The sequence below is a fragment of the Nocardia sp. NPDC001965 genome, assembly GCF_053594175.1.
The window spans coordinates 1-25,447 of the sequence record NZ_JBSFDZ010000008.1 but is presented as its reverse complement, the minus strand read 5'-3'; the positions used below and the strand labels follow the sequence as shown (position 1 = coordinate 25,447).

The 25,447-nt window shown below is 65.3% G+C and carries 24 protein-coding genes and 1 pseudogene; 17 read left to right on the top strand and 8 right to left on the bottom strand.

Annotated elements, in window-relative coordinates; translation table 11 throughout:
• Window positions 1-5: 5 nt before the first annotated feature.
• From ACWCPQ_RS14340 to ACWCPQ_RS14300, 9 genes are all read left to right on the top strand, one after another.
• Window positions 6-1,982, top strand: coding sequence for a DNA polymerase (locus tag ACWCPQ_RS14340; RefSeq protein ID WP_449898502.1), 1,977 nt, complete (start codon window positions 6-8; stop codon window positions 1,980-1,982).
• Between the two features lie 71 nt (window positions 1,983-2,053).
• A complete protein-coding gene (locus ACWCPQ_RS14335; protein WP_449898500.1) occupies window positions 2,054-2,869 on the top strand; it encodes a hypothetical protein in 816 nt (271 codons plus the stop codon).
• Window positions 2,869-3,126, top strand: a complete 258-nt coding sequence (locus ACWCPQ_RS14330) for a hypothetical protein (RefSeq protein WP_449898498.1) — start codon at window positions 2,869-2,871, stop codon at window positions 3,124-3,126. The genes ACWCPQ_RS14335 and ACWCPQ_RS14330 overlap by 1 nt, the downstream gene beginning before the upstream one ends.
• Entirely contained in the window at window positions 3,110-3,358 is a 249-nt protein-coding gene (locus ACWCPQ_RS14325; RefSeq protein ID WP_449898497.1) for a hypothetical protein, read from the top strand. The genes ACWCPQ_RS14330 and ACWCPQ_RS14325 overlap by 17 nt, the downstream gene beginning before the upstream one ends.
• A gap of 69 nt (window positions 3,359-3,427) precedes the next feature.
• A complete protein-coding gene (locus ACWCPQ_RS14320; protein WP_449898494.1) occupies window positions 3,428-3,862 on the top strand; it encodes an HNH endonuclease in 435 nt (144 codons plus the stop codon).
• Window positions 3,862-4,200 (top strand): hypothetical protein, encoded by a 339-nt coding sequence (locus ACWCPQ_RS14315; RefSeq protein ID WP_449898491.1) that lies wholly within the window; start codon window positions 3,862-3,864, stop codon window positions 4,198-4,200. The genes ACWCPQ_RS14320 and ACWCPQ_RS14315 overlap by 1 nt, the downstream gene beginning before the upstream one ends.
• A complete protein-coding gene (locus tag ACWCPQ_RS14310; RefSeq protein WP_449898489.1) occupies window positions 4,190-4,717 on the top strand; it encodes a deoxycytidylate deaminase in 528 nt (175 codons plus the stop codon). The genes ACWCPQ_RS14315 and ACWCPQ_RS14310 overlap by 11 nt, the downstream gene beginning before the upstream one ends.
• 559 nt (window positions 4,718-5,276) lie before the next feature.
• Entirely contained in the window at window positions 5,277-5,423 is a 147-nt protein-coding gene (locus ACWCPQ_RS14305; protein WP_449898486.1) for a hypothetical protein, read from the top strand.
• The gene (locus ACWCPQ_RS14300) at window positions 5,423-5,641 is read left to right on the top strand and encodes a hypothetical protein (RefSeq protein WP_449898484.1); all 219 of its coding nucleotides are present in this window, start codon (window positions 5,423-5,425) and stop codon (window positions 5,639-5,641) included. The genes ACWCPQ_RS14305 and ACWCPQ_RS14300 overlap by 1 nt, the downstream gene beginning before the upstream one ends.
• 457 nt (window positions 5,642-6,098) lie before the next feature.
• On the opposite strand, the gene ACWCPQ_RS14295 is transcribed toward ACWCPQ_RS14300, so the two are convergent.
• On the bottom strand, window positions 6,099-6,230 hold the full coding sequence (locus ACWCPQ_RS14295) for a hypothetical protein (RefSeq protein WP_449898483.1): 132 nt from the start codon (window positions 6,228-6,230) through the stop codon (window positions 6,099-6,101).
• Window positions 6,227-6,985 carry a helix-turn-helix domain-containing protein gene (locus tag ACWCPQ_RS14290; protein WP_449898481.1) on the bottom strand — a complete coding sequence of 253 codons (759 nt, stop codon included), beginning with the start codon at window positions 6,983-6,985 and terminating at the stop codon, window positions 6,227-6,229. Before ACWCPQ_RS14290 ends, ACWCPQ_RS14295 begins: the two co-directional genes overlap by 4 nt.
• Before the next feature lie 318 nt (window positions 6,986-7,303).
• Between ACWCPQ_RS14290 and ACWCPQ_RS14285 the strand changes: the two are divergent.
• Window positions 7,304-8,260 (top strand): annotated as a pseudogene (locus ACWCPQ_RS14285) (AMP-binding protein); the annotation flags it as partial.
• Window positions 8,261-8,997: 737 nt separating this feature from the next.
• Here ACWCPQ_RS14285 and ACWCPQ_RS14280 read toward each other — a convergent pair.
• Window positions 8,998-9,918, bottom strand: coding sequence for a LysR family transcriptional regulator (locus ACWCPQ_RS14280; protein ID WP_449898479.1), 921 nt, complete (start codon window positions 9,916-9,918; stop codon window positions 8,998-9,000).
• 102 nt (window positions 9,919-10,020) lie between these two features.
• Between ACWCPQ_RS14280 and ACWCPQ_RS14275 the strand changes: the two genes are divergently transcribed.
• Window positions 10,021-11,088, top strand: a complete 1,068-nt coding sequence (locus ACWCPQ_RS14275; RefSeq protein WP_449898477.1) for a YeiH family protein — start codon at window positions 10,021-10,023, stop codon at window positions 11,086-11,088.
• Window positions 11,089-11,248: 160 nt separating this feature from the next.
• Entirely contained in the window at window positions 11,249-11,803 is a 555-nt protein-coding gene (locus ACWCPQ_RS14270) for a hypothetical protein (protein WP_449898475.1), read from the top strand.
• A 4-nt stretch (window positions 11,804-11,807) separates the two neighbouring features.
• Here ACWCPQ_RS14270 and ACWCPQ_RS14265 read toward each other — a convergent pair whose 3' ends face one another.
• Window positions 11,808-12,467, bottom strand: a complete 660-nt coding sequence (locus ACWCPQ_RS14265; RefSeq protein ID WP_449898473.1) for a Crp/Fnr family transcriptional regulator — start codon at window positions 12,465-12,467, stop codon at window positions 11,808-11,810.
• Window positions 12,464-14,449 carry an adenylate/guanylate cyclase domain-containing protein gene (locus ACWCPQ_RS14260; protein ID WP_449898470.1) on the bottom strand — a complete coding sequence of 662 codons (1,986 nt, stop codon included), beginning with the start codon at window positions 14,447-14,449 and terminating at the stop codon, window positions 12,464-12,466. The genes ACWCPQ_RS14265 and ACWCPQ_RS14260 overlap by 4 nt, the downstream gene beginning before the upstream one ends.
• Before the next feature lie 384 nt (window positions 14,450-14,833).
• Between ACWCPQ_RS14260 and ACWCPQ_RS14255 the strand changes: the two genes are divergently transcribed.
• A complete protein-coding gene (locus ACWCPQ_RS14255) occupies window positions 14,834-16,117 on the top strand; it encodes a lipase family protein (protein WP_449898469.1) in 1,284 nt (427 codons plus the stop codon).
• A 409-nt stretch (window positions 16,118-16,526) separates the two neighbouring features.
• Window positions 16,527-17,711, top strand: a complete 1,185-nt coding sequence (locus ACWCPQ_RS14250; RefSeq protein ID WP_449898466.1) for an alkane 1-monooxygenase — start codon at window positions 16,527-16,529, stop codon at window positions 17,709-17,711.
• Window positions 17,712-17,736: 25 nt separating this feature from the next.
• On the opposite strand, the gene ACWCPQ_RS14245 is transcribed toward ACWCPQ_RS14250, so the two are convergent.
• Together ACWCPQ_RS14245 and ACWCPQ_RS14240 are read right to left on the bottom strand one after the other, a co-directional pair.
• Complete coding sequence (locus ACWCPQ_RS14245; RefSeq protein ID WP_449898463.1) at window positions 17,737-18,531, bottom strand: GTP pyrophosphokinase; 795 nt, start codon at window positions 18,529-18,531, stop codon at window positions 17,737-17,739.
• 523 nt (window positions 18,532-19,054) lie between these two features.
• Window positions 19,055-21,169 carry an oxidoreductase gene (locus ACWCPQ_RS14240; protein WP_449898462.1) on the bottom strand — a complete coding sequence of 705 codons (2,115 nt, stop codon included), beginning with the start codon at window positions 21,167-21,169 and terminating at the stop codon, window positions 19,055-19,057.
• Between the two features lie 198 nt (window positions 21,170-21,367).
• Here ACWCPQ_RS14240 and ACWCPQ_RS14235 point away from each other — a divergent pair, with 198 nt between their 5' ends.
• The gene (locus ACWCPQ_RS14235) at window positions 21,368-21,820 is read left to right on the top strand and encodes a CBS domain-containing protein (protein ID WP_449898459.1); all 453 of its coding nucleotides are present in this window, start codon (window positions 21,368-21,370) and stop codon (window positions 21,818-21,820) included.
• A 35-nt stretch (window positions 21,821-21,855) separates the two neighbouring features.
• On the opposite strand, the gene ACWCPQ_RS14230 is transcribed toward ACWCPQ_RS14235, so the two are convergent.
• On the bottom strand, window positions 21,856-22,875 hold the full coding sequence (locus tag ACWCPQ_RS14230; RefSeq protein ID WP_449898456.1) for an Acg family FMN-binding oxidoreductase: 1,020 nt from the start codon (window positions 22,873-22,875) through the stop codon (window positions 21,856-21,858).
• 465 nt (window positions 22,876-23,340) lie between these two features.
• On the opposite strand from ACWCPQ_RS14230, the gene ACWCPQ_RS14225 reads away from it, so the two are divergent.
• Both ACWCPQ_RS14225 and ACWCPQ_RS14220 read left to right on the top strand, forming a co-directional pair.
• Entirely contained in the window at window positions 23,341-23,790 is a 450-nt protein-coding gene (locus tag ACWCPQ_RS14225) for a pyridoxamine 5'-phosphate oxidase family protein (RefSeq protein WP_449898454.1), read from the top strand.
• Window positions 23,791-23,801: 11 nt separating this feature from the next.
• Window positions 23,802-24,797 carry a zinc-binding alcohol dehydrogenase family protein gene (locus ACWCPQ_RS14220; protein WP_449898889.1) on the top strand — a complete coding sequence of 332 codons (996 nt, stop codon included), beginning with the start codon at window positions 23,802-23,804 and terminating at the stop codon, window positions 24,795-24,797.
• The last annotated feature ends 650 nt before the right edge of the window (window positions 24,798-25,447 follow it).

Below are 25,447 nucleotides of genomic sequence, written 5' to 3'. Positions count from 1 at the left end.
GCCTGATGCCCGGAGGAACACTCGTATTCGACGTCGAGACCCACTCGGCCGACCTGTTGTACTCGATGCCTCCGGAGGAATTCGTCAGGCTGATCGGGTACGCCTGGGGTGATGGAGCGGTCACCCTGACCACGGACCTTGAGGAACTACGCGAGCAGATTCTCAAGGCCCGATGGATCATCGGGCACAACATCCATTCGTTCGACCTCCGGGCAGTCTTCGGTACCGGGTCAGACACTCCGCTGGAACTGGCGATGCAGAAGCGGGTGTACGACACATGGACTCATGCGGTGCTGGTGCATCCGGCACCTGGGATGTTCATCAACCGGTTCGGGGTCAACACTCTGGCAGAGAAGCCGGACCAGATGAAGCGCTGGTTCGGTCTGGATGAGCAAGCACACCAGCTCAGGGTGAAGGGCAAGACCCACGATCTGAAAGAGCTGGCTCGGGAGTTCGGCGGGTTCGGTGAGATCCCGGTAGACGACGAACGGTACCGGGAGTACCTGATCGGAGACGTCGAAGCGTCTCGGGCAGTGGCGAAAGCGCTGCTGCGGAAAGGGCCCCTGGATGACTATGCACTGCGGGAACAGGAGATAGCGGCTCGTGCCGCGGTGATCTCGTCCAACGGGTTCAGGGTGGATGTGCCAGCCGCGGAGAAGCGTGTGGAGGATCTTCGGGTTCGCCGGGAGGCGATCCTCTCAGAGCTTCAGGAAGCGTACGGGCTCCCCACTGAGGGTGACGCCCCGTGGAGTACTGACCAGGGCAAGACAGCGATTATGTCCGCCCTGGCGGACCACGGGATCACTCCGGTCTCTCGGAAAGACTGGCCGAAGACTCCCGCGTGGGATACCCGGAACGCGAAAGCGGCAGATTCCCGCCGAAAAGCGGATCAGCTGGATTCTGACGTGGAGAAATACCGGGAAGAACTGGAAACCGGCAGTATCCCGCCGAGATCGATCCAGGCGCGGGAGCGCTGGATCATCCGGGATACGGCCAAAGCCGCGGAGCTGAGGGCTAACCCGTTGCCTCCGGCGTTCGGGTTGTCTCTGGGTGGTGAGGCTCTGATCTTGCTGACCGAGGGTACGCCGGCCGAGGATCTGGGCCGGGCGCTGGCAGAGCTGAAAGGTCAGAGGTCTCTAGCTCAGCTGGCTCTGGACTCGGTGCACCCTGACGGCAAGGTACATCCGGATATCACGATGCTCCAGCGCTCGGGCCGGTGGTCCACCACCGAGCCGGGCTTGACGATCTGGACATCCCGCGGTGAAGGTGCAGTGGAGAAGTCGTACTTCGTCCCGGACACCGAGGACGAGGTACTGATCGAGATCGACTACTCGAATGCTGATGCTCGGATCGTGGCCGCCTTGAGCGGCGACCTCCGGTACGCGGAGCGGTTCGAACCGGGCGCGGATGGTCACATGATCAACGCTGTAGCGGCCTGGGGACAAGAAGTAGTCGACACCGACCCGAAGAAGTACCGGCAAGACGCTAAGCCGCTCGGTCACGGCTGGTCGTACGGTGGTCGCCCCGGCGGGTTGTCTCGGGCTTCGGGGCTTCCGCTGGAGACCGCCAAATCGTTCTGCGCTGGTATGGACGCCACGTACTCGACCCTGATCAAGTGGCAGAACCAGGTTCGGCGCGAAGCCGGTCGCGGCTACGTCACCAACGAATGGGGTCGGAAGCTCTGGGTCGAGAAAGACCGAGTGTTCACTCAGGCACCGGCGCTCAAGGGCCAGAACGGTACCCGCGAGATTGTGTGTGACGCTCTGCTCCGGATGCCGGTGCATGTGCTTCGGAGAGTCAAAGCCCAGATCCACGACGCGATCCTGTTCTCGGTTCCGCGCCGTAACTGGGAAGCGTGCCGGGATTACCTGGTGGAGCTGATGGAGACCGAGTTCAAGCCTGCCCGCGGTGGGCAGCTGATCGAGTTCCCGGTGTCCGCCGGCCCTCCGGGAGAGAACTGGATGGAAGCAAGTCACGAATAACGTCAAGTGACGTTTCTAGGGCAGGGTTCCAGGTAGGGGCCCTGCCTTTCTAATTCATTGAAAGGTAGCGAATGAACACGAAAGACCTCTTCGAGCTGGCTCAAATCATGTCTGATGCTTACGACGACTCAGGGATCGACCGAACAGACGTCGTGGCATGGGCGGATTTGGACCCCGCAGAGCAGGCAGCGTACGCCGAGGGTATCCGGGCGGTAGTCGAGGAGCTTCAGCGCCGCGGGTGGGGCTACCACCCGCAGAAGTTCATTCTGGGTATTCCGGAGATCAATGACGGTGACCCGGTTACTCCGGCTGAGTACTACATGCCGTCGCAGTGGCTGCGGCCTTGGCGCTTCCCCCATATCGAGTTCCCGACGCCGGACTACGGAGTGATCCTGAACGACGGCAGCCTCCGGGTCGGCGGATTGGAGACTGTTCCGGATCTGCCGGAGGCACTGGAGAAGATCGAGGAACTGGTTGAGGTCGCTGAGAAGCTGATCGCTCCGCGGTCGTGGGGCCACCTCCGGGATATTCCGCCGAACACGCTCACCACAGACCGTGAGGGCGACTTCTGGGAGACAGACTCCGCTGGCACCCTCTACCTGCGAATCTCGGATGAAGACGAGGGTTCAAAGATAACCCCCAACGATTCGGACTCTGAGGAGTACGGACCCTTCACTGAGGTTGTTGAGTCGGAGACCTGGAACCGCTGGCAGGACGTTCCGGACGGTGTGAAGTACTCCGGAGTGAACGACGAGACCGAGCCGGCTGAGTCCTACGAGAACCGCAACGGCGTTCGTTGGAATGTCACCCACGGATACGACTACTTCGAGTCGGTTTACAACGATGCAGAGATGGAGATCATCGCACCGTTCAAGCGGGTGGGCTGATGTCCAAGTACGCGGTTGAGTTCGTGGTGGATATGCCTGAGGTCCGGGCGATGAGCCCGGACGAATGGTCCGACACGTTCAGGGCGCTGAAACGGCATGCGCTCTACCAGTTCACCGAGCACGGGATTCTGATCGACGGGTCACTGACTGTGGAGCTGGTCGAGAACCCCACGGTTGACGGCGAGTATCTGCACAACCCGAACGAGGGTCAGGTCCGATTCGAAGCGGAGGTGTTCCCGCATGCGGGTGCCCGATAAATCTTACGACGAGTACGTGTTCCTCGCTGAGGCTATGGAACAGATCGGAGAGCTCCGGTTGGAGAACTCGTTCAGGGAAGAGGCTAAGTACGCCCGGAACGTGGAGGAATACGCCCACCGACTCGCCGCCACGGTGGATGCTCGCGGTTCGTACCTGAACGCCGGCCTCAGACTGATAACTCAGCTGATAGAAGACGGCTGGACACCTCCGGAGGAGGTTCCGAATGGATGATCGCGAGTTCTTCGATGGGGAGACTTACAGTTGACAAGTTTTTCCTTGGTCGATTTTGACACCCGATACATGGTCGACTCAGAGGGGAATATATACGGCCCTCGTGTTGGTCCTTTAAGTCCATCCACCTCGACCAGGTACAAAACTGTGGGTATCCGGGGTAAGGCATATTACGTACACCGTTTGGTTGCGGAGGCGTTTATTCCAAACCCATTCGATAAGCCGGATGTAGCTCATTGGGATAATGACAGCATGAATAACCATGCCAGTAACCTGCGATGGGCTACTGAGGCCGAGAATATGGCAGATAAGCGCCGCCATGGGACTCACACGACCTGTGAACGGATAGGTACTGCCAAACTAACCAATGAGCAGGTTGCGTACATACGAAGCTGTAAGGGTCAGTCCTGGGGCATCCAATCGAAGCTGGCAGAACAATTTGCGGTTTCAGAGGCGACTGTTAGCGAGATCATGAACGGCTGGCATTGGAAGGACGTCGCCTAGTGGACGATAGAGAATTTCTAGACGGGCTATATCTGGCCTGGACGAAGACCACCGCCGCGGAGCACGGTGGGTGGTCGGTAGAGAAGATCGGAGACTCGTTCACAGTCATGGCCCGAGACCCCTCGGGCTCGGTGGTTCTGGCGGATCTGATCCAGGAGGAGAAAGACGCCGAGTTCATCGCTGGGATGCACACGATCCTTCCGGATCTGGTCCGCCGGCTGAACGATGCACTCGACGAAGCGGATCGTCTCGACACCGAGAAAGACGAGCTGCACGCTCGGATATTCGAACTCGAACTTGAGGTCGGGGTTCTGGAGGGGATGTTGGATGTGGGGTAGTTGGGAAGAAGTCCCTGAGGGTGTCTGGTACGAGGACTTCTACAGGAACCGGTACATCAATCGTGATGACCTCAGGTTCATCGGTTACGCCGATGGTACCGAGGAGGCAGACGATTTCGTAGAAATCGTCGGGCCGTTTACTCGTGTAGGCCGGCCGGACTGGAACGAGTACTTCCTTGGAATCGCCAAAGCGGTTTCGGTTAGGAGTGATTGTGAGCGGGACAAAGTCGGGGCAGTTGTCGTCAAAGACAGACGCATCCGGGCCACCGGATATAACTCAGCTCCGGCGGGACGTCCGGGATGCAGCTCGTGTCCTCGCAGAACGTCAGGGTGTGAGCCAGGAAGCAGTTACGACAACTGTGTTGCCGTCCACGCTGAGGCTAACGCACTCCTCTACTGCGACCGTACGGATTTGCTCGATGCTGTCTTATACATAACCCGCAAGCCGTGCTACGCCTGTACGAAGCTGATTCAGGCCGCAGGAATCATCAACGTCATTACACCGGAGGATTTGTGAACATCGGAGAGCTTAAAAAGAGAATCGCTGGATTGTCTGACGAGACAATCGTGATTGTCGCGAAGGACATCGAGGGTAATAGTTACTCACCGCTGTTAGACGCAGAGCCCATGGTGTATGAGGCTGAGACAACCTGGTCCGGGGAATGCTACCCCGATGAAGAGGAGGAAATTCCCGAAGGGGCTCAGATCTGCGTCACCATGTGGCCGGTTAACTAGGAGGGCTAATGAACAACACTGAAACCGTGCGGAAGTTCGCGGATGAGGTTACCCTCCTCCATCTCCGAGACGGAATAGACCCTGGTCGTATCTTCGGACATCCGTACTCGGAGAATTTCGCAGCCGTGGAGATTTGGGCGATTAGTCAGATGGTCAATAACGCATTGGACGATCTGGCTGATTTCGTAGAAAGGGCTATTCGTGAGGATTAAGAGAAAGCGTCTTAAAGACTTGCTCGAAAGAGCATTCGAGGCGGGTTCACAGTCACAGGTTGATGCTCAGTGGTACAGCCAATGGGAGGACTTCGAAACCTGGTACAAGCGCGAGTCTCTGGAGGGTGAATGAAAATCAGCGACGTTATTTCTGAACTGACCGCTATCTGGAAAGAGCACGGGGACTTGGACGCGTATAAACGCATTCCCTGCGGCTACCCAGGCTACGAGATCATTACCGACGTGGAATTCGACGGAGAGGATGTGGTCCTCTGATGACTCAGTACCACTGGATTATGACGGTTGAATGGCCGGTCGGTGGTGGCCGGGGTGTGAAGACCAACCACGGCACCACAACAAGCGGACCGAGTGAGAGCCGGGGTGACGTGTATCAGCGGTTGTTTGCCTTGGTCCGGGATCAGCAGCCTGTCCCCCTGGTAGAACCTAACGTGCTGTTCTTCAGTTTGGAGCTGAACCGGCTGGAGGTCGTGTGACGCTGGGTGAGCTGATCAACGAGCTTGAGCGGCTAGAGCTGAAGCACGGCGGGCACCTCAAAGTTCAGGTGTTCGACTCACTATCCGAGTACGTCGATCTTCAGCCCCCTACGTACTCGGTCCAGAACGACACTATTGTTATCTGGTAGCCTGCGAAGGCCACTAACCGGCGCTCAATGCAACGGACCCGTGGCCGATTACCCAATCGAGAAGACAGAAGAGCCCCCTACTAGCCTTCGGGCCGGTAGGGGGCTTTTTGTCGTTTACGGGGTTTTTAAGGGCCCTGGTCCCTGGAGGTCCACATTGAACACACCGGGCGCCGAGCCGCAACGTGCGATGATCCGCCGGGCCTCCCTGTTTAGATCCGCAGTGCGGTCTACTATGACGGCCACCCCGAACGCCGGTACGTGAATCTTGTATCGATCCTGGTCGTACTCGGTCACTCGGGCAAGGAAGTTCACTCGTCCACTCGCTTGGTCCGCCGGTCCTCCTCCTGCGGTGTCTCCGCGGTGGGGAGCGAAAAGAACCGCCGGTGCTGCTCCGAGACGCTCTGGCCATTCTTCTGAGCGTCGTTCTCTTTCTTGGTCATCCCCGGTCCTCCTTGGGCCATTCCTTGATCGTGCTAGTACCTGATTCGAGAAGGATCTTCATCATCTGGTCGGCCCGCTCCGAGTCCCGGGCGATCACTCCAAACCCGTCGCCGCAGATGCCGTCTGCCCAGGTTCCGGTCCAGCGACCGATAGCGGTGGAGGAACCGTGGTGGTTCAGGGTCATGAACATGACCCCGGACTCGTTCCGGCCTTCGTCCACGGCTTGGTACATCCCCTTGAGAACCGAACCCTGGATTCGGAAGTCAGCTCGCCAGTCGTAATCGCCGTCAGCGTCCAGGTATACGAACTCACCGGCGTGCCGGGCGTTCAGTACGTGCCGGTTCAGTGTCTCGATGCCGTCGCGGGTGGTCTGCCACACCGCGTGCCACTCTCCGGAGAGATCCAGCCCCACACGGGTGACCCCGTACAGCTCGGATATCGAGAAGCCGAGGGCGGTAGCGATGTTCGGGATCATGTCCGCCGGCGGGGTGTTCACCTTCTCCCAGCGGTCGATCTGTTTCGGGTCTACCCCGAGGATGCGGGCTAGCGTCGACTTCGGTAACCCGATCGCCTCCCGGCGGGTACGCATGTTCTCGGATATCGATCCCATGCCACCTCCTTGCCTACTGGACTGGAATGTCTTGCTCCTAGACTCCTCTGTCCGGACAATTTTGTCCAGACTATGTCCAATCCGTGTCCAATCGTGTTCTACTGTCCTCAGGACGGACAATTTTGTCCGGACACTATCGACCATCAGGGGGACTGATGTGGGTAATCGATTGGCTACGCCCTGATCTCGGTCAGGTGCGAGAAGCGGAGGCGATCATGCACTACGCAGCCCGCGGTGGCGAAGAGGACTTGGAACGGATCGCAGCGGCGATAAGAGATCCGATCCAGGGGTACTCGACCCGAACCCAGGTCGAGATCGATGGAGTCATAGAGAGATACAGGAAAGGGGGTGTACGTATGACCGGACCTTACGGCCCCGGCCCTGTCTAGGTCGGATACCTCGGATACAGTCTCAGCACCCCCGCAGTACGCAGGCTGCGGGGGTGTTCTGTATGTACGGAGTGTTGCGTTCTACCACTGCTTCGGCATGGTCATGGGCAACCTGGCCGCCACCAGCCACGGTGCCTGCATGGTGATTCCGGCACCGGGTTTCGAGGTGGAGGCCACCCTGGCGGCGGTGGCGCAGGAACGGTGTACCTCCCTGTACGGGGTGCCGACGATGTTCATCGCCGAACTCGCCCATCCGGACTTCGACCGATACGACCTCTCGTCGCTGCGGACCGGGATCATGGCGGGATCATCGTGTCCGGTCGAGGTGATGAAGCAGGTCATCGAGCGGATGGGGATGGCCGGGGTGTCGATCTGTTACGGGATGACCGAAACGTCCCCGGTATCCACCCAGACCCGCGCCGACGATTCGATCGAGCGGAGAGTGGCCACGGTGGGACAGGTGGGGCCGCACCTGGAGATCAAGGTCGTCGATCCGGAGACGGGTTCGACAGTGCCGCGGGGCGTAGCGGGGGAGCTGTGTACGCGCGGCTATTCGGTCATGCTGGGTTATTGGGAACAGCCGGACAAGACGGCGGAGGTGATCGACCGGGCGCGCTGGATGCACACCGGGGATCTGGCGGTCATGGACGACGAGGGCTATGTGACCATCACCGGCCGCATCAAGGACATGGTGATCAGGGGCGGGGAGAACATCTATCCGCGCGAGATCGAGGAGTATCTCTACACCCATCCCGATATTCTCGACGCACAGGTCATCGGAGTCCCCGACGACCGTTACGGTGAAGAACTCATGGTGTGGCTCCGGATGCGAGAGGGCGCCGTCCCGCTCACCGCCGCCTCGATCCGGGAGTTCTGCGCAGGTGAACTCGCCCATTACAAGATCCCCCGCTATGTCCATATCGTCGACGATTTCCCGATGACCGTCACCGGGAAGATCCGCAAGGTGGAAATGCGCGAGCAAGCTCTCGCGCTGCTGGCAGCGGAGCATCCGCCCGCGACTTCCGACTAGCTTGTGCCGTCGGTGTCGGCCGGCGCGGTCCGGTCGCGGAGGTGGGGCTGTGCGTCCGGCGCTCGTAGCCGCGCGGTGCTGTCCGGTCCTGGTACCCGCAGTGCACAGCCGCCCCGGGCACGTTCCGGCCGGAGGTCCGCGGGCCGGTATTTTCACCCCCGTTCGGGGGTGGGAGCTGGATCACACCGACTCTAGGCTGGCTCGAACGAGTCGGCCCCGCCGGTGCCGGTAGCCGGTCGCGCGGCCCGCAGGTCGCGGATTGCCGGGAAGGAAGAACACAGAGACGACCGATTCTCGGGAGCAGACGATCGATGCTGTCCTGGGCCTGCGCATCCGGCAGTTGCAGCAAGGCGCCGGTCTGCCGGTCGTGTTCGGCGGTGCCGTCACCCGCGGCCGGACAGTCGTAGGTGAAGATCTCGCACCTCCGGCGCACGATCAGCGACTCCCTCGTCGAACTGGATGTGCTGTCCGGTCGCGAATTGGGCGGGCAGACCCTCATCGTGGGGCCGGATGTTCGGTACTTTTGCGGCCGAAAAATTCCGGCCCACTTACGGATTGTCGAAGAACATCGACAGTACGAACGTATTGACACTGCAGTACCACGAATTCGGCGCGCTGTGGCGAGACCTGCGCTCGGCGAAAGGTACGCGAGACCGGCTGGGCTACCTTTTCGGCCCGCCCGGGTTCGTAGGTATGTGGTTCCCGGCAATCGGGAGAAGCCTGCGCCGGGCGTGCGTTTACGGACCCGGACTGGAGCCGGACGCGGGAACTCGTCGCACGAGCCGGATGAGGTCACCGGCGGGTCCTTCCAGCTGCCGAGGCGGACGCCACACGGCGCGCAGGGTGCGGTCGAGGTGGAGTTCGGCCACCTCGACGACCTTCAACTCACCCGAATCCACCTGGGCCGAGATGGCGAGAGTGCTCATGACGGCCGGTCCGACTCCGCCGAGCACACTCGTTCTGATAGCGGCCCCACTGCCCAGCTCGAGCAGCGGTGCCGCTCTGTGGTACTCCTGCAGAGCCAGGTCCAGCGTGGTCCGGGTACCGGATCCGGGTTCGCGGACCAGGAGCGGAGTTCGTGCCAGTTCGGCGATCGACAACGGGCGTCTGCGGCGCGTCCACGGATGGCGCGGGTCGACCACGACCACCAGTCGGTCGCGTGCGACCGCGACGCTGTGCAGGGCGCGGGGGACGGTGGGGGACTCGACGAATCCGACATCGCAATTTCCGGCGGTGACGTCGTCGAACACCTGTGTGGAATTGCGCACCTGCAGGTGGATCGTGACATCCGGGGCCGTCCGCCGGAACTGCCCCAGCCATGCCGGCATCAGATGCTCGGCCACGGTCATGCTCGCACTCACGGTGAGCTCCGCGGCCCGCTTCTCGCGCATCCCCGCGGCGATATCGAGCAGGTGCCGGGCGTCGTCGAGAACCTTCCTGGACCAGTGGGCGATCACCGTGCCCTCGGGCGTCAGTGTCGATCCGGTGGGCCGTCGCTGCAACAACGGCGTTCCGACCTGTGCTTCGAGTTTCTTGATCGCGCGACTCGCGTTCGGTTGCGCCATGCCTGCGAATCGGCTTGCCGCGCCGAGGCTTCCGTGATCGTCGACGCCGACGAGTAATTCCAGTACACCGAGGTCGGGCCATCGACTGAACATGCTCAGATCATATGGCCTGAGCATTACACATATCAGAGTGATATGTCGTCGTAGCGGATCGACGGCTACCGCGGCCGGGGCGGGTGCCGCAGAGTTCCCGGTATGCCCAGTGACCTTCGCCCACGCCCCGACCCGCACGGGCCGGTGACTCCGGAGACCGGAAGCCGGGCGGATCACCCGGTCCGCACCCGAGGCGCGGGCCTCGCGGCAGGTCTCGCGTTGTGCGGTATCGGCGCCGCCACGGCGACAGGTATCGGATATCTCGTCCCGGCGGTGAGTCCGCTCCTCATCGCCATCGCCCTCGGCGCCCTGCTGGCCGGTACCGTCACCGTGCCCGGATGGATCCGGCCAGGTCTGGACTTCTCGTCCAAGCGGCTGCTCCGGGTGGGCGTCGCGCTGCTCGGACTGCGGCTGATGTTCAGTGATGTCATCGGCCTCGGATGGGGAGTGATCGTCGTCGTCGTGGCGATCGTCGTCCTCGGTATCACCGGCACCATGTATGCCGGCAAGCTGCTGGGGCTGCCGTGGACGCAGCGGATACTCATCGCCTGCGGATTCTCGATCTGCGGCGCCGCGGCAGTCGCCGCCACCGGCGGAGTGGTCGACGCGGAGGAGGAGGAACTGCTCACCGCGGTCGCACTGGTGGTCGTCTTCGGGACGTCGATGATCTTCGCCGTTCCGCTCCTGGCGGACGCGACGGGTCTGTCCGGCCGGCAGGCGGGAATGTGGGCCGGCGGCTCGATCCACGAGGTGGCACAGGCCGTCGCGGCCGGCGGCCTCATCGGTGGCGGTGCGCTCACGGTCGCCACTCTGGTCAAACTGGCCCGCGTACTGATGTTGGCGCCCGTGCTGGCCTACCTGGGGGCGCGCCGGCGCCGGCAGGGACCGGGGCCCGATGGCGATGGGGTGCAACCGCCGCTGGTGCCGCTGTTCGTCGTCGGCTTCCTCGGCTGCGTCGCACTGCGCTCGTCCGGGCTGTTGCCCCAGGTCCTGATCGACACGGCCCAGCCGGTGCAGACCGCACTGCTCACGGCGGCGATGTTCGCGTTGGGGGCCGGGGTCCGGGTATCTCTGCTCCGCTCGATGGGGCCGCGCCCGATAGTGCTGGCAACCCTGTCCACCGTGTGGGTGGCGTCCATCGCGCTGGTAGGTGCGCTGCTGGTGGCCTGAACCCGGCCGAGACCGGCCGGCGGCAGTGTGACGCCACCTCTGTACCGCGGTCGCTGTGTCGGCGCGGACACACAGTGGATGTCGGGGAGCGAACAGACCCTCCGCGCCCCGCGCCGAAGAATTGCGGTCACTGGAGAACGAACGCTATTCGGAGGATCCCATGTCGAGAATTGCCACCGTGATCAACACGACCGCCGTCGCGATCGCCGCTGCCGCGGTTGTGAGCCTGTCCGGGCTCCCGGCCGCGACGGCGGATCCGGCACCGCCCGCACCGGCGACCGCGCAGACACCCGTGCGAACACAGGGCTGGCTGAACATCTACTACGGGCAGGCGCCGCACGGTGCGAACGCCGTCGAACTGACCGCGGTCACCGACCCGGCACTCGGGCTGCGGGTGACCGACGGGGACGGTCGCTCGCTCTACCGGTTCGACAAGGACTCGGCCACACCTTCGCAGTCGAACTGCGCCGGCGACTGCGCCGCCGTCTGGCCGCCGCTGCTGGTGAACCGCGGGCAGGGGCTCTATATCGTGGGCATCGATCCGGGGCGGGTCGGATTCGTCGAGCGTGCGGACGGTTCGTGCCAGATCACCGTCGGTGGTTGGCCGGTGTACCACTTCTCGAAGGATCAGCGGCCGGGAGACCTGCGGGGCCAGGGTGTCGGCGGCACCTGGTTCGCCGTCGCGCCCAACGGGAGCAAGGCGCTCGCGAAATAGGCTCTCAGTGGGCGTGGCGGACCAGCGCCGCCCGATCGATCACGGTGATACGGCCACGGGTCAGCGCCAGGATATTGCGTTGTTGCAGATCACGCAGCACCCTGTTCGCGGTGGCCCTGGTCGTTCCCGCCATGGAAGCCAGGTCTTCCTGATTGAGCCGGATCTCCGCGATCGACCCCGAACCCCCGTAGATGGCGGCGAGGTCGACCAGGCGTCGGACGACGCGGGTTTCGACCGGCAGGTACAGCGCCTCCAGAACCTGACCGGAGAGCCGCCGCACCTGGGCGGTCAAGGTGGCGATCATGACCCGGTCGATCTCCGGATAACTCGCGCGCAGCGCCGTCAACTGTGCGCGACCGAACGTCAACGTCTCCGTATTCTCGACCGCTTCGACGGTCGCGGTACGGCGCGCGCTGCTGTCGAGTACCGCCAATTCACCGAACGAGTAGCCGGGCCCGAGCATGGTCAGTGTCGCGGTGTCCCCGAAGGGGGTGGCCACCCGGACGATGAGCCGCCCGGACTTGATCAGATGCAGGCAATCACCTGGATCGCCTTCGTGGCAGAGGATCTCCCGGCGTTTGTACCGGCGCGGTGTGCAGGAGGCGAGGATTTCCCGCCGCTCGGCTTCGGGCAATTCACGGAGTATCTCGAAATCGGTGGTCACCGTAATCCATCCAGCACATAGCAGGTCACCGGCTCGGTCCGGCCCTTGACAGTCACTGTGCCACGGCTGCGGACCTGCGCGCGCGAGCCGAGGTGCGCGTAGGTCAGCGAACCGATGAGCACGGTGCCGGGCTCGGCCAGGCTCTCCAGCCGGGCGGCGAGATTCGTCGTATCGCCGATCGCGGTGTAGTTGCGCATCTGCGGCGCGCCGATATTGCCGACCAGCGCCGGACCGGTGTTGACCCCTACCCGGAAACGCGGCCAATCGGGATGCGGAAGCGCCGTTTCGGTGACCACCCGCTGGAGCGCGAGCCCCGCCGCGGCCGCCCGCAATGCATGGTCCGGTTGGTGGACCGGCGCATTGAACACAGCCATCACCGCGTCGCCGACGAACTGGACCACCGTCCCGCCGTGATCCAGGATCGCCGGCACGATCGCGCCGTAGTACGTGTTCAACATATGTACCACCGTCTCCGGGGCCGAGGACTCGGCGAACGGCGTGAATCCGGACAGGTCGGCCATGAGCACACTGACCTCGGCGATCCGGCCGCCCAGCCCGGCCTGTGCGGGGTCGGCGATCAGCGCCGTCGCCACAGTGGGCGACATATAGGATCGGAACAGTCCGTCGATCTGCTGATACAGGCGGGCATTCTCCAGCATGACCGACGTCCGGTCGGCGAACGATCGCAGCATCGCGGACTCGGTATCGCTGAACGGGCCCCATTCACGTCGGGCTTCGAGGACCCCTGCCCGGCTTCCCTTGACGATCAGCGGGAACGCCGCCGACCGCGGATCGGCGGGTCCACCGTCGGAGTAGATCAGTTCGCGGCCGCGAACCAGTCCCAGCCGGACCCGATCCCGGTCGAACGCCGCCGAGACGAGGTGCAGCGCATCGGTGAGGAGGTCCTGTTCGTCGCGGATCACGTCCGACCGCTCACCGATCGCCGCCAGCAGGCCCAGTCGGCGGACGTGCTCACGTTCGCTACCCAGCGCATGGGCGCCCTGCTGCAGCACCGCGATCTGACGTTCGGTGAGGCCGAACCGCTTGGACAACCGGGCTCCCACCGCACCCAGCGGTTCGGTCGAGGCGACGCCGCCGTCGGCGCGCGCACGGAGCGCGTCGACCATCTCGTTCAGGGCATGGGTGTAGTCGCGCTCCAGTCCGGCCACGGTCTGGCGCAGGGTCACGCTGTCGAACAGTCCGAGAGTCGAACCCTCGCGCCGGAACTGCAGGTGCGCGCTACCGGCGATGAGCGCGAAGGCGGCCAGCATCAGCACATGCCACTCCCACCACGAGGTATGCCAGCTGCGACTGAACCCCACGGCGAAGAGCGCTTCGGCCAGCAGCACGAAGGCGGTGAGCACGCTGAGCAGCACCACACCCCGCCGACGCGCGTACCGGTGCCCGTAGCGGAGGGCCGCGGTGAGATAGCAGACCGATCCGGCGAAGGCGACACCGACCAGCGGCCCTCGCGCCTCGGCCGGGTCGGGCGCGTGATCCAGCGGCGGCAACTGGGCCATGGACACGATCGCCCAGGTCACCAGCAGCAGGGTGGGGAGTGCGGACAACATCGGGGCGAGCCGGTGCACCCGGGCTGCCGCGGCGGGCCCGAACTCCACCGACGACGCGAGGGCGGCGACACCGCCGAGCCCCAGCCCGACAGCCACCGAATAGACGAATCCGGCGTTCGGCGCCGGCAGGATCACCCCGGGCGTCGCCAAAGCGTGCAATCCGAGGAAACCCGCGCTGAACTGGAAGACCAGTGATACCAGGATCAACCGGGCGTCCCGGCGCATCCGGGCGGCCCGGAACAACATCACGCCCAGCGCCGTCGCAATGGCGGCGGTGGTGAGTACCAGCCAGAAATGTGTCCCGTGGTGCTCGTAGTCCATGTCCAGATGGGGGCGGGATACCAGTAGCCACAAACCGAACGCCGGTAGCGCCACGTGCCCCAGCCAGAGCAGAACCTTGACCGTCGACACCCCCCGAACGCTACCGCGCGACCCGTCCGGGAGAAACAGGAACAGCCGTCCCGCCGAGCGCCGGGTGCAGCGGCCCGCGCGGGGCCGGACAGCCGGTTGTGCCCGTCCGGGTGCCCCGGCCCGCGACTCTCGCCGAAGCGAAGTCGCGACCTCCTGACTTGTGGCCGCCCGATGGCATAGGCTTCGGCGACACGAAGTGGATATGCGTTCGGTTCAGTGCTCGACCAGAGATACTCGCAAGTATTCGATCTAGATCTGTTGAATCGAAGTGTCACCGTCTCCCGCTCATGCTCCGCTGACCAGTGGTGTTGTGCTCGCTCACGGGAAATCGGGTCCTTCGGTTCGATAGCTGCCCCTGTATGGACCACACGGTGAAGGATCGATATGAAGAGGAAAAAACGCTCCTGGGTCGCGGTTTTGACAGGAACTCTCGTGATCATCGGCGCCGGAGCGACCGTCGCACCGACCGCTTGGCCGCAGCCGCCGCAGGCCCGAGGAGCCGGCGGCGACATTCTCCGTGCCGAAGCGTCGCGAGTGGCATTGTCGGCGCCGGGACTACCCGGGACGGTGTCGGCGCGATCGACTCGGCTCACCTACGCCAGCAGTGATACCCATGATGCGCCGACCACGGTGGTGGGAACCTTTCTGGAGCCGACCCTGCCATGGACCGGCCCGGGAGAACGCCCGCTGGTGGCGTATGCGGGTGGCACCCAGGGGCAGAGCGCCGAGTGCGCGCCCTCGGCGATGTTGGCGCAGGTGATCCGATACCAGCCGCCGGCCGATATGGTCTTCGAATACGACGCCATCGCGATCTATCAACTGCTGGCCCGCGGGATGGCGGTGGTGATGACCGACTACCACGACTACGGCACACCGGGCATTCACAATTTCCTCAACCGCAAAACTCAAGGCTATGCAGTGTTGGATTCCGCGCGCGCCGCATTGCGGTTGCCCGGCAGCGGTTTCGGTCCCGCTTCGCCGGTCGTTCTCTACGGCTACTCGCAGGGCGGGATGGCCGCGGCCGCCGCGGCCGAACTGCAGCCGCAGTATGCACCCGATCTGAACATCCGTGGTGCCTACGTGGGCGGTCCCCTGGTGGGCCCGCAGGACTACATTGCGCGCAGCGACGGCCGCCCCGGTATCGCACCGGCCATCGCGTGGATACTCAACGGCATCGCAGCGGACTATCCCGATACCCGGCCGGTGCTCGACGCCGCGCTCAACGACACCGGGAAGTCGATCATGCGCGACTCGATCGGTAAATGCGGTGGCGGTCTCTCCGGCGCTTTCGTCCAGCCACAGGACACTGCTCGCTGGACCACCAGCGGGCAGCCGCTGACGGCGGTCATCGACAGCTCCCCGGAGCTGAAGAAGGTGTTCGACGAGCAGCGGCTCGGTGGGCTCACGCCCGCGGTGCCGGTACGGCTCTACTCGGCCCGCCACGATGACGGTGTGGCTCCGTTCTCGGCGGTGCGGGGTGTGGCCGCGAATTGGTGCGGCGGTGGCGCGCCCGTCCAGCTGGAAGCGGACGCGACAGTGCCCCCCCTGTCCGGATTCGTGGGCACCCACGATGTGGCTTTCTTCCCGTCGCTGACGACGTCGCAGCAGTGGGTGATCGACCGAGTTGCCGATGTGCCGGCTCCGGTGAACTGTGCGGCGCTGCCCTAGCCCTGCGGGGCAGGGCTGATAGAGGTTCTTCGATAGTCAGGTCGGAGCGCAGACCGGCACTCTCCCCGCAGTGCGGGCAGATCGTCTGCGCACGACGCTGTATCGTGCCCGGCCGCGGCCGGTCCACGGGTCCGATCGGGCCCCGGACCGGCCCGGCCGGGTCTATTCGGATATGCGGCCCCGAACTGCTCGGAAGCAATTCGCTTCCCGGCCGGAGCCGCCGGACATACCGACATCGGCCACACCCGGGAGTCCGCGCTGTCGATCGTGTAGTCGCCGCCGCACCGATGAGGACCGGCCGGTCACCTCTGCATCGGGGACGCGGGGCAGGAACCGCTACTCACGTGGCGTCACCCGTTTTCGGCAGGCGCACCCGTTCGAGGGGGTCGGTTGGATGAGCGAGGCGGAGATGAAAATCCTCAGACGCGGGAACGCCCGCGACAGCAAACGCTATCTCTGGATTCTGAGTACCGTAGCGCCCGGTTGTGCGCTGCTACCGGCTCAGCTCGTGCACTCCACGGGGCTGGTGGTGTTCTGGTGGATCGGTCCGATCCTCGTATTGGCGGTGATTCCGATACTCGACGTCGCGGTGGGCTGCGACGGAAGCAGTCCGCGCGACGAAGACTACGAGGCACTGTCCAACGATCGGTACTACCGATTGTGCACGTTTCTATTCCTACCGTTCCAATTCGTCGGATTGATCATCGCGGGATATATGTGGTCCAGTTCCGAACTGGGCCTGTTCGACAAGCTGGGGCTGACCGTAACGCTGGGAATTGTTTCCGGTATCGGGATCAATGCGGCACACGAACTCGGCCACCGGGCCGAACATCTCGAACGCTGGCTGGCCAAGATCGCGCTGGCGCAATCCGGTTACGGTCATTTCTTCATCGAGCACAACCGGGGTCATCATGTCCGTGTCGCCACACCCGAAGACCCGGCGAGCGCGCGGTTCGGTGAGTCACTGTGGGCGTTCATACCGCGCAGCGTGAGCGGCGGATTCCGCTCGGCACTCACCCTGGAACGGGAACGTCTGTCCCGTCGTGGAAAGCAGTGGTTCGGCCGGGACAACCAGCTGTTGCAGGCATGGTCGATGACGACCGCGTTGTTCGGTGGGCTGATATTCGTCTTCGGGCCCGTCATCATTCCGTTTCTGGCGCTCCAGGCCGTGATCGGTATCGGATTGCTCGAGACGGTGAATTACCTCGAGCATTACGGGTTGCTCCGGGCGCGCCGCGCCGACGGCCGATACGAGCGGTGCGCACCTCGCCACAGCTGGAACAGCGACCGCCTGGTCACCAATGTCTTCCTGCTCCACCTTCAACGGCACAGCGACCACCACGCCAACCCCGGCCGCCGCTACCAGACGCTGCGCAGCTCCGAAGAGGCTCCCCAGCTGCCGTTCGGATATGCCACCATGATCCTGCTCGCCGCCGTCCCGCCGCTGTGGCGTGCGGTGATGGACCACCGGGTCCTCGCCCACTACCGCGGCGATCTCACGCTCGTCAATCGGAAACCGTCGAGGCGATGCGGCAATTTCGCACTACTGGATCAGCGCCGGTCGGTGAGTTCGGCCGGCAGGTCTCGCCGATGAGAGTCTCGCGTGCCCGCGGCTCGGGTCAGCGGCGGAATGCGGGTGGTGTCGACTCGCCGCCGGTTGCTTTCTCGGTGACGAGGGCGCTGTACAGGCGGCTGAGATCCATCGTGTCGGCCGGTCCGGCCGGGCTGCGGTCGGTGCGGTCGATCTGGCGGTGCAGGGCTTCCATCTTCTCGTCGAGCTGAGTGGCCACCTCGGCGGCCCGGGCCAGGTCGCTGCGGAGATTCGGGGGCACCGCACCGCGATATTTGTAGTAGATCTTGTGCTCCAGGCTGGCCCAGAAGTCCATGGCGATGGTCCGGATCTGGATCTCGACCGGCATATGTTCGGTGCGGTGGGAGCGAAAGACCGGAATCGAGACGATGAGGTGCAGGCTCTGGTACCCGTTCGGCTTGCGGTGGGTGATGTAGTCGCGCTCTTCCAGGACGGTGATGTCCTCCTGGCCGGCGAGCATATCCCTTATCGCGGTGATATCGGAGATGAAACTGCACACGATGCGGACTCCGGCGATATCGAGAATATTGTCCCGGATGGAGGCCGGCGTCATCGGATAGTTCTTGCGCTGGATCTTCTCCATAACGCTTTCCGGAGATTTCAGTCGCGATCCGACGTGTTCGATGGGGTTGTATTCGTGGGTGCTGTTGAAATCCTCGCGCAGGATATTGATCTTCGTGGTGATCTCGTCTATCGCGAATTTGTAACCGAGCATGAAGTCGAGGAACTGTTCACGGAGCGCGCGGACGTCGTCGACGGTCACCGGGCTCGTATCGCCGGGGGAGTCGGTATCGGTGCTCGGTGCCGGTTGCCAGGGTCTCATCGGTTCCATTGTGCCGTTGCCTGCGATTTTGCCGCCACGTCCAGTGAGGCACACCACGGTGCCATCGTGTGATCGGCCCAGGATCGGACAGCCGGCTACCCGGCTGTCCGATCCGGTGCTGTCGTCGCGGCCGGATCGTTCGAACGCGGCGGGGCCGGAATGTGCGTGCGCTCTGTTATCGGGCCGGGCAGGTATCGGATACCGGCTCGCCCGCGAGTCCCGCGGCCACGAATCGCTGTGCGTCGGCCAGTGCGTCGGGAACTGTCGCGCGGTGGTGTGGTTTGTGGGGCATGTAACGCCGAGATCGCCCAGGACTCCGAGGCGCGCGGGCCGATCGGGCGGCTCCCACTCGACGAGACCGACTTGCGCACCGGCAAGCCGACGCTGGGTGCCGGGTATGCGCCGGCAACGGTGAACCATGCCTTGTCGGTGCCGGCGGCGTCCTACGCCTTCCACATGCCTTTCGGTCGCGGATTCGAGCCGGCGTTCCGGTGCCGATTCGCAAGGGGGAACGGGTCGGATTTCACAACCCGGTCGCGACCCGCCACGCCGAATGGATCGCGCCCTGGATGTAATCGACCTTCGCGGCATCGCCCACCACATGGACCTCGGGAACCGCACCCGCCAGCGCGTCGGCCAGCTGCGCCGCCGGCGAGACATCGGAGGCCACGACAACCATATCCGCCGGTGCGGTCGACACCTCGTCACCGGCACGGAACTCGACATGGGTCGCGGTGATCCGTTGCACCACGGCACGACGGTACATCGTCACACCTGCCGCGCCCGCATGCCGCACGGCGGTCCATCGCCGTGGCATCGCCATCGGTACGCCGAGTTGCCCGCTCTCCTCGAGCAGTGTCACCGTGCGACCCCGTTCGGCGAGAAAGATCGAAAGCTCCAGTCCGACAAGAGAGCCGCCGATGACGACGACGTTCTTACCCACCGGCAGATATCGGCGGGTGACTGCGCGGACGGCGGCCGGGCTCCTGGTGATACCGGTGAGCTTGCCCAGCTCGGCGACGGCACGCAGCAGCGGTGATACCCGCGGCACGTCACCGGACCCGGTCATCAAGGCGCGCAATGTATCACCGGTATGTACGTGCGGTAGATCGCTCCCGGGAACCGCCGGACGCCCGCGAACCGCACCGGTGGCGACGACCACCACGTCGGGGTTCAATGCCTCGATCGACGCGACGGTGGCCTCGAAGTTCAGACGGATCTCGACGGTCGAGCGTTCGACCTGCGCTGCCAGCCAGTCGAGTAGACGCTGGTTGTCCGGTGTGGTGAGGCTGGAGAACCAGAGGGTGCCGCCGAGCCGATCGGACCTGTCCACGACCGTGACCCGGTGTCCGCGTTCGGCGGCCACGCGGGCGGTTTCGAGTCCGCCGGGGCCCGCACCGACGACGACGACATGTTTTGCTGCCGCGGCGGGTACCAGCGGAAGCAGCGTCTCATCGCCCAGCGCGGGGTTCACCGCGCAGAGGGGAGTGTCGTCCCAGAAGTTCTCTTGGACGCAGACATAGCAATTGATGCAGGGCCGGACCTCTGCGGGCCGGCCCGCCCGCAGCTTGTTCACCAGCTCCGGGTCGGCGAGCAGCTGCCGTCCCATCGCGGCGAAATCGGCCGCGCCCGTGGCGATCGCCTTCTCACCGACCTCCGGCAGCACGCGACCGACAGCGATCACCGGGATGGATACGGCCCGCTTCACCTCGGCGGCCAGCGCTGTATAGGCGCCGACCTCGTCGGGCAGGGGACCGTCGGTGAAGTTGGCGAACGGGTTACGACCCCACCCGGTGATATGGATCGCGTCGGCGCCGGCCGCCTCGAACAGCGCCGCGGCCTGCACGGATTCCTCGAGGGTCAGCGCACCTTCCTCGCCGTACTCGCGCCCGGCGACACGCACCAGGATCGCGAGGGAACCGCCGACCTCCGCCGCGACCGCGCGGATCACCTCCACCGCGGGCCGCGCCCGGTTCGCGAGGGATCCGCCGTACTCGTCGGTGCGCTTGTTGTCCGCCCGGCTCAGGAAGCCGCCGAGCACGTAGCCGTGCGCGACATGGATCTCGACCGCGTCCGCGCCCGCGTCCCGTACCCGGCCGGCGGCTTCGGCGAAACAGCGCACCAGCCAGTCGATATCGGCCGCGGTGGCCTCGTGATATGTGGCGTGCGCCCCACCGGTGACGGCTCCCAGCTTCCGGAGCTCGTCGGGAGTGTTGTCCACGAGCGCCGACAGATCGGCCGAGCCGCCGGGGGTGGACGGAACCAGCAACGGGCGGCCCTGGAGGGTATCGATCCGGGCGATCTTGCCGTGATGGGTCATCTGCACACACAGCTTGCTGCCCGCGGCGTGGACGGCGTCGGCGAGGGCCTTCAGCCCGGGCACGAACCGATCCTCGGAGAGACCGGGTTCCTTGGTACTCGCGCAGCCGATCGGGTACGCCACCGCGCAGGCGCCGGTGATGATCAGCCCGGTCCCGCCGGCCGCACGGGCGGCGAAATGGTCGATATCGCCCTGCTCGATCTCACCGTTTTCGCAGAGGTTCATATCCATCGCGGGCATCACCACCCGGTTGGCCAGGGACATCGGGCCGATGGTCCCAGGGGCGAGGAGATGCGGGAAGTTCTGCGTGCCGGTCACGAGAAGAAGCTAGATCGACCCGGCGGCCTTCGTGGCGGACTGCTCCCGATCACCGAGACCGTGGGCCCGTCGGTGTCTCCGCTCGGTGGCGGGCGACCCGTCCGGGGCCCGTTGTGGTGACTTTGTGCCCTCACCGCGGTGTGCTGCGGGCGTGATGATCGAACGGGCGGGCACGACCACGGACGAGAAGGAGGAACCATGACCACAGTGCGCCAGATCATGAACCCCGGCGCGGTGAGTATCAGCGTGCGGGACACCATGCAGACAGCTGCCCAGCAGATGCGGCAGCGCGATGTGGGGGCATTGCCGATCTGTGACGGCGAGGGCCACCCGGTCGGAATCGTCACCGATCGCGACATCGTGGTGAACTGTGTGGCGCTGGGTCATCACCCCGCGACGGCCACCGCCGGAGAATTCGCCCAGGGTGACGAATTGCGCACGGCCGCCGCCGACGACGATGTAGCCGACGCGCTGTCGGTGATGGAGCGGTATCAGTTGCGGCGGCTGCTCGTGACGGATCAGGGCCGCCTGGTCGGCATGGTCACCGAAGCCGATATCGCGCGGAATCTGCCCGCCGAGACGACGGGCGAGTTCGTGGGAACGGTATGTGAGCAGAAGCTGCCGATACCGGCCGAGTCCGGCGCGAGCTGAGCGGCGACCCGCGCGCCTACGGCATCGGCGGCGGGTCAGCCGGCGGTGAAGGTGTCGGGATGGGTCGTCAGGAAGTCGGTGACCGGTCGGCGCGGAGTGGGTGGCTCGGCCGCGCGATCGGCGGGTGCGTGCCCCACCCGCAGCACCACCTGGGCCGTGCCGTTCCCGCTGATCAGACTCGACGCGATACGGCGGGTCGTGGGTAGTTCGGTGATATGGGTCAGGGTGCAGGTGGCCAGGCCGGCCGCGGTGCATTCGAGCAGGATCTCCGAGAGCGCTTCACCGGTCCGCAGCCAGGCCCGGTCGGAGTCCTCGGCGGTGCTGAGCACCCACAGCCGCGCCCCGTCCTCCTGCTCGCCGCCGTGTGCCGCGTGAACGGGGGTCGGGAACTTGCGCCCGACCGGAACGCGCGCGGCCTCGACCTCCGAGACGAGCGCCGTGGCGGGTACCCCTTCGGGGAGGCTTTCGTGACCGGTCCACCACTGGAGTTCGCTGTGATAGGGCATGTCGTAGTGCCGGAGCGCCGCCGAATGCTCCGAAGCCCGGCTCAGCCGGGCAGCCGCGTCGGCGTCGAGGATATCCAGGTCGACGTCGTATCCGCGGGCGCGCAGCCGGGATGCCTCGGCCAGGCCGGACAGGTCACCCGGATCCCGCAGCGGGAGCCGGTCGGTGCGCCGGCGTTCGATGGCCTCGGACCGGGCGCGCACCGCCGCCGAGGCCTCCTGCCATGGGTGGAAGGTGAGGACGGCCAGCAGACGCGGGTGGCCGGGATCGGGCAGTCGCTGCACCTCGGTCTGCCGGCCCAGCGTGGCGAAGGCGGCCCGGGCATGGTGCAGCATTGCGCCACAGCTGATCATCAGCTGGCGGCCGCCGGGGTCGGCCGCGGTGAGCAGCCGCTCGTCGTCGCGATAGAGGAACAGTCGCCCGTCCCGATAGACCCACCGCCAGGGCTGCGTATTGTGCACCGACGGCGCCCGGGCCGCGACGCTCAGGGCCACGAGGAGGGTGGCGCGGTCGGGTGCGGAGGTGGCGCCGGGGACTCCCTTGTCGGTCATATCACCAGTCTGGAGCGTATCCGCTCCGCCGGGCAGGGCCGGTCGGCGCTTCCCCGGACACCGGAATCGTGGTCGGTCGGCCCTGTGGACCGACGACACTGGGCCCTGTCGCGGCCGGGCGTCCCGCGGATCACCGAGACACGACGGGCTTCGCCGGCGATACGGCGGCGACGAGCTGCCTATTGCGTGGCTCGGAGCGATATACCGCCGATACCGCGGCATGGGCACCGTATTCGGCGGCGAACGGCACTCGACCGGCCGGTTGTCCTGTGCCGGCCCGCGGGCGTGGTGCGCGACCGGTTCGCGCCGCCCGTCCGGACCGCGCGAGCCGCGCCGGCGTACCGGTCACGCGGCGAGCCGGGAAGGCATTTGGTCAGCCGCGCCCGAGGGCATTCGGCCCTGTCTCTTTCTTTTCCGCGGTGGTGATCTGGTGGGAACGGACGACAGAGGAAGCGGGGAAACGAGGTGATCGGTCCCGGACTGTTCCCGGCTCACGGTGGGGGGCGTCGGATCGTGCCGCTGGAACGCGCCGAAGCATTACGCCTGCTCGCCACCGCGCCGTTCGGACGCCTCGTGTTCACCGCCGACGCGTTACCGGCGGTGCAGCCGGTGAATCATCTGATCGGTGACAACGGAAAGGTGATCGTGCGGACCCGGCCGTTCGCCGGGCTCGCCCCGACGGCATTCGGCCGGCCGGCGATCGTCGCCTATCACGCCGACGAGATCGATCCGGTGCACCGGATCGGCTGGTCGGTACTGGTCACCGGGCCGGCCCGGCCGATCCCGGCCGGTGAACTCGCCGCGGAGTACGCGCGGCGACTGGTCCCCTGGGGAGATCCGGACAGCGGCATCGTCATCGGTATCGAACCCACCCTCGTCACCGGGACCAGGTTGATCGAGGAGGTCGCGGTATGAGCCCGGTGACCATGCGCGCGTGGCGGGTGGACACGCCGCGGGGGATCGACCGGAAGCCGGTCGTCGCGCGCCGGGAGCCGCTACCGCGACCGGGCCCGGGGGAGTTGCTCGCCCGGGTACTGGCATGCGGGGTCTGCCGCACGGATCTGCATGTGGTCGAAGGTGACCTGCCGGTGCACCGTGCACACGTCGTGCCGGGGCACGAAGTCGTCGCAGAGGTGGTCGGTGCCGTGGATCGGGACGGTCTCGCAGTGGGGGACCGCATCGGCATTCCGTGGCTGCGTCACACCTGTGGCGTATGCGAGTTCTGCCGGAGAGGTGCGGAGAATCTGTGCCCTTGTTCCCAGTACACCGGATGGGACGCCGACGGCGGTTACGCCGAATATGTCACCGTACCGGCCGATTTCGCTCTTCGGTTACCGGCCGGATACGGCGACCGCGAGCTGGCGCCACTGTTGTGCGCGGGCATAATCGGCTATCGGTCCCTCACCCGGGCCGCGGTACCCGAGCACGGAGTCCTGGGCATCTACGGCTTCGGCGGCAGCGCCCACCTGACGGCTCAGGTCGCGCTCGCCCGGGGTATCCGCGTACACGTCATGACCCGCGGCGCCGCGGCCCGTGAACTGGCGCGCCATCTCGGTGTCGCCTCGGTACAGCTCGCTGCCGATCCGCCCCCCGAGCGGCTGGATTCGGCCATTTTGTTCGCTCCGGCAGGAGAATTGGTGCCGCCCGCGCTCGAAGCGCTGGGGGCGGGCGGCACCTTGGCGATCGCCGGAATCCATCTCAGCGATATCCCTGCCCTCGACTACCAGCGGCATCTGTTCCGCGAGCGGCAGCTGCGCAGCGTCACGTCCAATACGCGTACCGACGCCCACGATTTCCTCGCCTTCGCCGCGGACCATCGGCTGCGGGTGAGGACCCACCCTTATCCGTTGGACGGCGCCGACCGGGCGCTGTCGGATCTGGCGCACGGGCGCTTCGCCGGGGCGGCCGTGCTATTGCCCTGACAGCGCAAGTCGATCCGCCGGTCGGCGGCGCCGCGGCGTCCCATCGGTCCGGTCCGCACCGGCGCCCCACCCGACTGCCCGGGGCGCGGCGCCGATCCGTTGGGCGCGAGAGCGCGCGATGATCAACGGTACGGACGGCCCGTGCAGTAACGCCTGGCCGGTCGAGCCCGGTGAAACGGCGGCACGCGTGCGGGTGATGCCGGCAGGATATACAGCTAAGCCCCCTCGCAAGGGGTTCGAGGGGGCTCAGCCGCTGGCCGCGGGGGTTGCGCGGCACCAAATGCATAGCCGAGTCTATGGCGCGGGCAAACATCCCGCAGCCTTTCCGGTCACAACATGAACACAGACTTCCCGCGGCCTGAACTTTTCCTCGGGAGTATCGCCGATATGCAGGTTGACCTGGATCGACAACGGTCCGCCCGAGATCCGGGCGGGTGATCCGCAGCCGGGCCGCGCACGGTTCCTCGGCTACCCGGTGCCCCGCTGCCCGGGTTTCGCGGGTTCGGTGGAGTTCGCGCGAGGCGGAAGTGGTCGATCACGGCCGGCTCGCCGGCACCGGCAGCGGCCGTGTCGCGGCGGTTCCGGTTCGGGATGTGTCACAGTCATCACCGGGCCGACCTTCCCGGTGATGACAAACCCCCGGTCACACG